This window comes from Corallococcus sp. 4LFB (assembly GCF_046520365.1).
GTDB lineage: Bacteria > Myxococcota > Myxococcia > Myxococcales > Myxococcaceae > Corallococcus > Corallococcus caeni.
Window position 1 is genome coordinate 1 of record NZ_JBKGHJ010000369.1, and the last position, 8,933, is coordinate 8,933.

Annotated in this window: 10 protein-coding genes and 1 pseudogene; all 11 read right to left on the reverse strand. The window is 68.9% G+C overall.

Features of this window, described 5'->3' with window-relative positions; all coding sequences use genetic code 11:
- A partial coding sequence (locus ACLEQD_RS30560) for a type II secretion system protein GspL (protein WP_410388941.1) occupies nt 1–712 on the reverse strand: 712 nt, incomplete at its 3' end.
- 1 nt (nt 713) lies between these two features.
- Nucleotides 714–2,144: a type II secretion system minor pseudopilin GspK gene (locus ACLEQD_RS30565; RefSeq protein WP_410388943.1), complete on the reverse strand. Its 1,431-nt coding sequence runs from the start codon at nt 2,142–2,144 to the stop codon at nt 714–716.
- Nucleotides 2,144–2,818 (reverse strand): type II secretion system protein GspJ, encoded by a 675-nt coding sequence (locus ACLEQD_RS30570; RefSeq protein WP_410388945.1) that lies wholly within the window; start codon nt 2,816–2,818, stop codon nt 2,144–2,146. Before ACLEQD_RS30570 ends, ACLEQD_RS30565 begins: the two co-directional genes overlap by 1 nt.
- Entirely contained in the window at nt 2,815–3,738 is a 924-nt protein-coding gene (locus tag ACLEQD_RS30575; protein WP_410388947.1) for a prepilin-type N-terminal cleavage/methylation domain-containing protein, read from the reverse strand. Before ACLEQD_RS30575 ends, ACLEQD_RS30570 begins: the two co-directional genes overlap by 4 nt.
- Nucleotides 3,735–4,471: pseudogene (locus ACLEQD_RS30580) on the reverse strand (Tfp pilus assembly protein FimT/FimU). Before ACLEQD_RS30580 ends, ACLEQD_RS30575 begins: the two are co-directional and overlap by 4 nt.
- Nucleotides 4,468–4,935 (reverse strand): type II secretion system protein GspG, encoded by a 468-nt coding sequence (locus ACLEQD_RS30585; RefSeq protein WP_410388949.1) that lies wholly within the window; start codon nt 4,933–4,935, stop codon nt 4,468–4,470. The pseudogene ACLEQD_RS30580 and the gene ACLEQD_RS30585 overlap by 4 nt, the downstream one beginning before the upstream one ends.
- A 58-nt stretch (nt 4,936–4,993) precedes the next feature.
- Entirely contained in the window at nt 4,994–5,413 is a 420-nt protein-coding gene (gene gspG, locus ACLEQD_RS30590; RefSeq protein ID WP_410388951.1) for a type II secretion system major pseudopilin GspG, read from the reverse strand.
- 76 nt (nt 5,414–5,489) lie between these two features.
- Nucleotides 5,490–5,633, reverse strand: a complete 144-nt coding sequence (locus ACLEQD_RS30595) for a hypothetical protein (protein ID WP_338261513.1) — start codon at nt 5,631–5,633, stop codon at nt 5,490–5,492.
- Nucleotides 5,634–5,648: 15 nt separating this feature from the next.
- Nucleotides 5,649–6,905, reverse strand: a complete 1,257-nt coding sequence (gene gspF, locus ACLEQD_RS30600; protein ID WP_171422077.1) for a type II secretion system inner membrane protein GspF — start codon at nt 6,903–6,905, stop codon at nt 5,649–5,651.
- Between the two features lie 6 nt (nt 6,906–6,911).
- The gene (gspE, locus tag ACLEQD_RS30605) at nt 6,912–8,738 is read right to left on the reverse strand and encodes a type II secretion system ATPase GspE (protein WP_410388953.1); all 1,827 of its coding nucleotides are present in this window, start codon (nt 8,736–8,738) and stop codon (nt 6,912–6,914) included.
- Nucleotides 8,739–8,743: 5 nt separating this feature from the next.
- On the reverse strand, nt 8,744–8,933 hold a 190-nt coding region (locus tag ACLEQD_RS30610), incomplete at its 5' end, for a hypothetical protein (protein WP_410388955.1).

Genomic DNA, 8,933 nt, shown 5'->3' on the forward strand with positions numbered 1-8,933 from the left:
CTTCCTTCCACGCGTGGGCCTCCGGCAGCGCCGTCTGGAACTCCGTGGCCAGCGCGCGCGTCAGGTCGCGCCCGCCGCCCGCGAAGGTGCGCGCGAACTCCACGCCCTTGCCCGGCTGGCCAATGGCCACCGACGTGCGCTCGTGGCCAATGTCCACCACCGCCACCGGGCCGCCCTCGGACGCGCCCTCGAAGAGGCCGGGCATCTGCGTGAAGAGGTTCTGGTACGCGAGCGCCGGGTGGGTGATGACGCGCGGGTCCACCTGGAGGCCGCCCAGCAGGGCCAGCAGCGACTGGAGCTCCTCCTTCTTCACCACGCCCACCAGCAGGTCCGCGGCCTTGTCCTTGCCGCCGGTGTCCTTCTGGCCGACCACCTGGTAGTCGAAGACGACCTCCGAGATGTCGAACGGCAGCTGGCTGCCCACCTCGAAGGGCAGCGTCGCCTCCACGCGCTTGCTGTCGGAGAAGGGCAGGCTCACCGCGTGCGTGGTGAGGGACGGGCCGGGCAGGGCGATGACGACCTGGTCCACGTGCCCCTCCGGCATCTTCCCGAGCAGCTCCTCCACCGCGGCGCGCAGCGTCTCCGTGCGCTCGCCTTCCTGCGCGCGGCGCACCTCCGCGTAGGCCTGGGTGGTGCTGCTTTTCGCTCCGGAGGTGAGCACCACCCCCTTCACGGAGTGGCTGCCCAGGTCCAGGCCAAGAATGCGGGCCATGCTATTCCTCTCTGTAATACACGAGCTTGCCCAGCCCGTCGTCCAGGCGGATGACCGCGGTGAGCGTCTTCTGGACGCTGCCCGCTTCTCCCACGGACTTGATGGTGAATGTCTTGCTCTTGTCGCCCAGGTAGCGGTTCTGCTGGACGTTGCCCTTGATGAGCGGGTTGACCGCGATGCCGGCCTGCTCCACGACGCCCACGAAGTCCGCCACCGACATGCCGAAGAAGTTGAACATGCGCGCGGCGCGGATGCGGCTGATGAGCTCGTTGAGGAACACCGGGTCCGTCAGGCGCGGATCCGGCCGGTTGGGGTCCGCGGCGGACATGATGGCCAGCCCCAGCATGATGGGGTCGTCGGTGTTGACGTTCGGCTTGGAGTTGATGTCCGGGTACACCGTGAGCCGGTCGCGGAAGGCCGCCATGAAGCGGTCGTTGACGCCATGCACGCGGTACAGCTCGTCCAGGCTGTCGAAGCGCGCGTTCTTGACGTCATAGCGCGGTTCGTAGCGGCTGTACGGCGAACCCTCGTCCGCGAAGCCCGCGACGAAGGGGTTCGTGGGGTCCTTCTCGTTGAGGGTGGACTGGGTGGAGTCCTCGTCCGACCAGTCCTTCAGCGCGAGGATGGTGTCCCGTGGCGTGGAGCGCACCTTGTTGGCGTCGTCCTGCTGCCAGAGGAACTCGAAGCGCTTGTCCGCGAACATGTCCAGCATGCGCGCGGCGGTGGCCTGCGCCTCCGCGCCGCCGGTGTTGAGGCGCATGACGTTGAGCTTCTCCTCCTCGTCGCTGATGGTCGCGAGGAAGCAGCCCTCGAAGCCGCCGAACGAGCGGCGCGGCAGCTGCGCCGCCATCTGCGTGGCCGCGCCCGCGTTCTCCCCGTCCTCGCCGTCCATCTGGAAGTTGGGGTCCACCTGCACGGGCTCCGTCTCCGCGGGGCGGCCGTCCTGGCCTTCCGCGCCGTCGCTCTTCACCAGCCCCTTGAGCATGTGGCAGTCCACCCGCGCCAGCTTCCAGAGCTGGAGGTTGAGCGACTGCGGCTGGAAGGCGTTCGCGCCCCCCGCGCCCGCGCCCGCGCCGCCCAGGGCTCCGCCCAGCGCGCCCAGGAGGCTCGCGGGGTTGGGGATGGGCGTCTGGTCCACCTGCTTCTGGAAGCGCAGCAGGAGCCGCCCCAGCGACAGGCCGGAGCGGGCCATGTAGTAGGCGCGCACCTCGTCGCGCTGGTTGGCGGCGAGCTGCAGGTCCACGCGGCTGTTGTAGGCGAACTCCGTGGCCACCACCGTGAGCAGCGTGATGGAGACGAGCGCGATGATGAGCGCCACGCCGCGCGAGCGCTTGTGCTTGCGAGCGGCCGGCGACAGCGGCGCCGCGGGAGCCACCGCGGCCCGCGCCTTGCCGCGCCGGCGGAACGCCTGCTGGAAGTAGGGGAGGGCCATCAGTTGAACCTCGGCAGTTCCGTGTTGAGCACGATGCGCGTCTGCGTGGTGTAGCGCGCTTCCTTGCCCGACTCATCCAGGGCGATGACGGTGATGCGCACGCGCGTGGGGAGGATGGCCTTCTTCTCCGTGCGCCGCGTGTCCCATTCGTCATCCCACTCCTTCTTCTCCGAATCCCAGTAGGCGAACTCCACGCCCTTGACGCCCTCGAAGAGGACGTCCGTGGTGCCGCCGCGGTCCATGCGGTCCCCCACGTTGGGGTTCACCCGCCGCTTCAGGTCCTGCCGCTGCCGGGCGCCCTTCTCGCTGGAGTTCTCCACGAAGTACTCCACCACCGCCTGGTCGGACTCCTTCACGTCCGTGTACAGGCGCTGGTGCGCGAACGTCGTGAAGGTCAGCTTGTCGCGCTCGCCAATGAAGTTGGTGGGCCGGTCGTTCTGGTCGCGGAAGCGGCGCAGGTCGTAGCGGTCGCTCACGAAGGCGGAGCCAATCTCCCGCGCCATGCGGTTGAGCGACACGCGCACCATGCGGTAGCGCTCCGCCTCGCCCTCCACGACCTCCTTCGCGTTGATGCCCGTCTGGAAGGCCATGGCGACGACGGTGCCCATCAGGGCGGTGATGCCCACCGCGACCATGACCTCCATGAGGGTGAAGCCACGCATGCGACGCTTCATCGGGTGGTCCCCCCTCGCGGCATGCCCGGGAGGCCGCCGTTGAAGATGCCGCCCGGCAGGCGCGGGTTGATGCCGGTGTTGCCGTTGGCGCCGCCCTGACGGCCGTTCGGGTTGTTGAGCTGGTTGAGGACCGCCGCCCGGTTGACCAGCGGCTCGCGCGTGGTCGGGTCCAGCATCTGCCCGTTGGGGCCGGGGATGGGGTTGTCCACCACCTGGCCCGTGCGCGGGTTCACCCACTGGTTCTCCGCGCCCGCCGTGCTGCCCGCGTTGGGCGTGAAGCCGCCGTTGCGGTCGCCGCCGGGCCCCAGCGACACGACGTGCGTCACCACGTCCACGCTCTCCACCTGGGTGCCTTCCTTCCAGTACACCGTGAGGTGCACCTCGCGGACGGACTTGGTGAGCTGGTCCACCATCTGCGTGAACATGGGCTGCGCCATGCTCATGGCGGACGCGCCCAGGGGGCTGGCCGTGGTGGTGCCGCCCGGAGGCGTGCCGCCCTTGCTGTCGCCGCCGCCGCCGCCAAAGAGGCCGGCCAGGCCGCCCAGCGGGTCGCCGGAGTCGCCGCCGCCCATGGGCAGGTTGAAGATGGCGCCAATGAGCTGGTCCGGCGTCACGCCGTCCGTCTTGGGCGCGATGACGCGGGCGCGCCACTTGAACTGGGGCCAGCCCTCGTCGGAGAAGTCGCCGGACTGCTCGTCGTCGTCCTGCTCGAAGCCGTCGTCGTAGAGCTTCTGCTCCAGGTCCGTCATCTTCGAGCGGGCCAGGAGCGACGCCACGGTGAGCCGCTTGGTGTAGACGTGGTTGGCCACCGCGCCGGAGTTGAGGTCGAAGATGGCCATCAGCGCGACGCTGAGGATGGCCATGGCCACCATCGTCTCCAGCAGGGTGAAGCCCGCGCGCCTTCGCGTTGGGGTTCTCATGAGCGGGGCACCTCCAGGGCCTCGGGTGCGATGAACACCTTGCCCGTCAGGGGTGACACGTCCAACGTCCACGCGTTGTCGCCCTGGCGCAGGAACACCATGGCCTTCTCCGTGTAGCCCTGCGGGAAGAAATAGAGATAGGCCACGCCGCTCTCCACCGGCTCGCGCTGCTGCCGCGTCCACACCGACACCGCCACGCCCGCCGGGAGCTCCTTGGGGGTGATCTCCTCCGCGGTGTACGCGGAGAAGGTGGCCTGTGACTCGATGCGCGTCTTCTCCTCTTCCATCAGCTCCTGCGCGGAGGGCTGCGAGCCCTCGGCGCGCGTGTAGTTCTTGCGCGTGTCGCCGCCGTTGTTGCCCTCGCGCGCGGTGCGCTCGCGGTCGCGCGCTCGTCCCGCAGCGCCGCGTCCCGGTCGCGCGAGGTGGTGACGCCGCCCGCGGCGCATTCGGCGTGGTAGCGCGTGGGCTGCTCGCGCTTCGGGTCGGGGATTTCGAACACCAGCCGGCACGTCTTGCCGCTGAGCGCCGCCGAGTCGTAGAGCGAGCGGATGACGCCCGCCAGCTCCGTGGCGCTGCCCTTCGCCTTCGCGCCGGTGATGGCGCCGATGCCGACGGTCACCGCGGCGAACATCACCGCCGCGATGGCCAGCGCGATGGAGATCTCAATCAGCGTGAGGCCGCGCGGGGCGCGACGGCGGCGGGCGGGAGCGGGCAGGGACATGGCCTTCTTCATGGCTGCACCTCCTGTGCCACGATGCCGCCGCTGAAGAGGTCCGCGGCGTCGCCGGTGCCGCCGGGCTTGCCGTCGGCGCCGAGCGACAGCACGGCGCCCGTCTTGCCCTCCATGCGGTAGACGTACGGGTGGCCCCACGGGTCGATGGGGGTCCCGTCAATCACCTTGGAGTCGATGAGCGGCTGGAAGCCCTGGGCCTGGGTGGGGAAGAAGCCCATCAGCCGGTGGTGGGCCTTGAAGAGGCCCTCCAGGCGGCGGATCTGCTCGCGCGCCTGGCGCTGCGTGGGCGTGAGGGAGTTGTCCTCGGTGGCCCACACCAGCGCGAACGCGAGCAGGCTGGCGCCGACGAAGACGCCCAGCAGCAGCAGCCGGCCCAGGCGTGGCGAGCGGGCGCGGGCCTGCCTGCCGGAAACGGGTCGCGCCTCGCGCGCGGACGTCGGTGAGGAAGTTTGCTCGGGGGTCATCACGGGCATTCCTACGACAACACGCGGGAGGCGCGGCTTTGCTTCAGGAAAACGCCCGTTACTGCCGGGCGCTCTGTTCCTTGGAGGAGATGTCGGCGTCGGAGCCCTCGCCGCCCGGGTTCCCGTCGGCGCCGTAGCTGGTGATGACCGGCTTGCCGCCCTCGTTCATGTAGACGTACTCGCGGCCCCAGGGGTCCAGCGGCATGCGCTCCAGGTTCTGGGTGTCCACCAGCGCCTTGAGGCCCGTGGCGGTGTCCGGGTAGGAGCCCTTCTTCGTGTAGTAGAGCTTCATCGCGCTCTGGATGTTGCGGATGTCCAGCTTCGCGGTGTCCTGCTTGGCCTCTTCCAGCTTCGGGATGACGGCCACGCCCACCGCCGCCGCGATGAGCCCGAGGATGGTGATGACCACCATGATCTCGATGAGGGTCATGCCGCGGTGCTTGCGGCGCTGCTGCTTCTTCGCGTTCGTCGTGTGCATGTCTTCACTCACCTTCGGGTGACTTTCTGGCAAGCCACCGCGCCATGGGTGTGTCGGGATGTCAGAAGCGCTGGGGTCAGGGAGGGGTGCCCGGGCGGGTGGCCGCGGGCGGGTCCCGGTGGGCGTAGAGGGTGGCCCCCACCGTCGCCAGCGTGGCGGCCAGGGCCAACAGGCCCATCAGCGTGGCGCGCTGGATCCACCGGTCGAGCGTGTCGTTCATCGTGCGCCCCTGCTCCTAATGGATGGCCGTGTTCACCTGCAGAATCGGCATCAGGATGCTGAGTGCGACGAATGCAATCATCACGCCCATCACCACGATGAGCATGGGCTCCAGGAGGCTGGTGAGCGCGCCGATGCGCACGTTCACCTGCGTCTCATAGGAGTCCGCCACCGACAGGAGCATGTCCTCCAGCTGCCCTGATTTCTCACCGATGGCGACCATGTGGTACACGAGCGGCGGGAACTGGCCGGAGCGCTTGAGGGGCGTGGCGATGCTTTCGCCCTCGCGGATGGACTCGCGGGCGTTCTCCACCGCGTCCGCCAGCACCGAGTTCGTCATCACCGCCTTGACGATGTCCAGCGCGGCCAGCATGGGCACGCCGCTCTTGAGCAGCGTGGACAGCGTGCGCGCGAAGCGGGAGATGGCCAGGAGGCGCACGAGGCTGCCGAAGATGGGCGCCTTGAGCGTGAAGCGGTCCCACTTGGGCTTGCCCTTGGGGCTCTTCGTCCAGCGCATGAAGAAGATGAAGCCCGCCACGATGGACGGAATCACCAGGAACCACCACGCCTGCATGAAGTTGGACGCGGCGATGAGGATGCGCGTGTTCAGGGGCAGGGTGGCCTTCATCGTCTCGAAGATCTTCGTCACCTTCGGGACGACGAACACCATCAGCAGCACCAGGATGCCGCCGCCCACCAGCAACATGATGGCGGGGTAGAGCATGGTGCCGATGATCTTCTGCTGCAGCTTGGCCTGGTTCTCCGTGAAGTCCGCCAGGCGCAGCAGCACGGTGTCCAGCGCGCCGGAGGCCTCACCCGCGCGCACCATGTTGATGTAGATGCTGGGGAAGATCTTCGGGTGCTGGCTGAACGCGTCCGCCAGGGACGAGCCTTCGTTCACGCGCTGCTTGATGTCGGAGAGGGCGCGCTTGAGGCGCTCCTTCTCCGCCTGGTCCACCAGGGCGTTGAGCGAGTCCACGATGGTGACGCCCGCGCCCAGCAGGGTCGCGAGCTGGCGGGTGAGGATGGCCACGTCCTCGGTGCTGACCCGGCCGCCGGCCAGCTTGCGCAGGTCCACGTCGCGCGCCACGAGCGACGCGTTGGCGCCCTTGGACACGCCCGCGCGGCTGCCCTCCGCCTGCCCGAGCACGTCGGTCAGGAAGATGCCGTCCGCGCGCAGCTTGGAGCGCAGCGTCTTGGGCGAGTCCGCCTCCAGCAAGCCCTTCTTCTGCTTGCCGTGGGAATCAAGGCCTCTGTATTCGAAGACGGGCATGGCGGACTAGATGTCCTCCTGCGTGATGCTCAGCACTTCGGCGATGGTCGTCTCGCCCATGGCGATCTTCCGCACGCCGTCGTCGAGCAGCGTCGTCATGCCCTTGGCCAGGGCGGACTTCTTGATGGTGGACGCGTCCACGTTCTTGAGCACCAGCTGGCGCACGTCGTCGTCCACGAAGAGGAACTCGTAGATGCCGGAGCGGCCGCGGTAGCCGTTGCGGTTGCAGGACGGGCAGCCCACCGCGCGGTAGATGCGGTCCGTGTTGAACTTCGCCTTGAAGCTGGCGAGCGAGTAGCCCAGCTCCTTCAGCTCCGCGTCCGTGGGCGTGTAGGCCTGCCGGCAGTCCGGGCACACCCGGCGCACGAGGCGCTGGGCGAGGATGCCGGTGAGCGACGACGCCACGAGGAAGGGCTGCACGCCCATGTCCACCAGTCGCGTCACGGCGCCCGCGGCGTCGTTGGTGTGCACCGTGGAGAGCACCAGGTGGCCCGTGAGGGACGCCTGGATGGCGATCTCCGCCGTCTCCTTGTCGCGGATCTCACCGACCATGATGACGTCGGGGTCCTGGCGGAGGAAGGAGCGCAGGCCCTGCGCGAACGTCAGGCCAATCTTCGGGGCGATGGCCATCTGGCCAATGCCCTTGAGCTGGTACTCGACCGGGTCCTCGACGGTGAGGATGTTGAGGTCCGTGGTGTTGATCTTGGAGAGCGCGCCGTAGAGCGTGGTCGTCTTGCCAGAGCCCGTGGGGCCCGTCACCAGCACGATGCCGTGCGAGCGCTTGATGACGGCTTCCATGTTGCCCAGCACCTGCGGGCTCATGCCGATCTCCGCTAGGTCCAGCAGCGTCGCCGTCTTGTCGAGCAGACGCATGACGATGCGCTCGCCGAAGGACGTGGGCGTGGTGGACAGACGGATGTCGATGTCGCGGCCCGCGAGCTTGATGCGGATGCGGCCGTCCTGCGGCAGGCGCTTCTCCGCGATGTTCAGCTGCCCCATCACCTTCACGCGCGCGATGATGGAGTTCTGGTAGCGCTTGGGCGGCTTGATGACCTCCTGGAGCACGCCGTCGATGCGGAAGCGCACCAGGAGCTCGCGCTCCATGGGCTCGATGTGGATGTCGCTCGCGCGCTCCTTGGCGGCGCGGAAGAGCACGGAGTTCACCAGCCGGATGACGGGGGCTTCGTCGTCCGCGTCCAGCAGGTCCTTGGGCTCCTCCAGCTCGTGCGCCAGCGAGTCCAGGTCCTCCGTGGTCTCCATCTCGTCCACGAGCGCTTCGGCCTCGTTGACGGAGCGGTCGTACACGCTGTTGATGGCGTCCACGATGGTGGAGGCCAGCGCGATGCGCGGCTGGATGGACTGGCCCAGGAGCAGGCGCGCGTGATCCAACGCGGTGGTGTCCAGCGGATCCGCCACCGCGAGCACCACCTCGTCGCCCTCCACGGAGAGCGGGAGCAGCTGCGTCTGGCGGGCGAAGTTGATGGGGATGCGCTTGACCAGCTCCGCGTCCACCTCCTCCACGAAGATGCGCTGGAGGTAGGGCAGGTCCAGCTGGTGGCCCAGGGCGCGCGCGACGTCCTCCTCGCTGACGGCCTTCATGCCCACCAGGACCTCCCCCAGCTGCCCGCCCTTCTCCTGCTGGGCGGCGAGCGCCTCCTGGATCTTCTCCGGGGTGAGGGCGGGCACGAGCGCGCGGAGGATCTCCCCGAGCGGCCGGCCACAGAGGTAGGCCTGCCCGTGGGCGACGACCTGGGTGGCGTCGTTGCGGCCGCCGGACACGGCGGGCGTCGCGGCGGTGTCTTGAGAGGTCGTGGTGTCGGCGGTCAGGTCCATGGTCCTTACTCTCCGTCTCCCGGCTGGATGCGCAGCCGCTCGGTGTCCGCGTCCGGCGTGGGCGCGATCACCTCGGGCTGTGGCTCGGGGACTGATCTCTCCGAACCCTCCGGAGGCGCCTCGAAATTTCGCGGCGCCTGCTCGCCCTCGGGGGAGGGCGCGGCGCCTTCCTGCGGAGCCTGCTCGTCCGGCTGG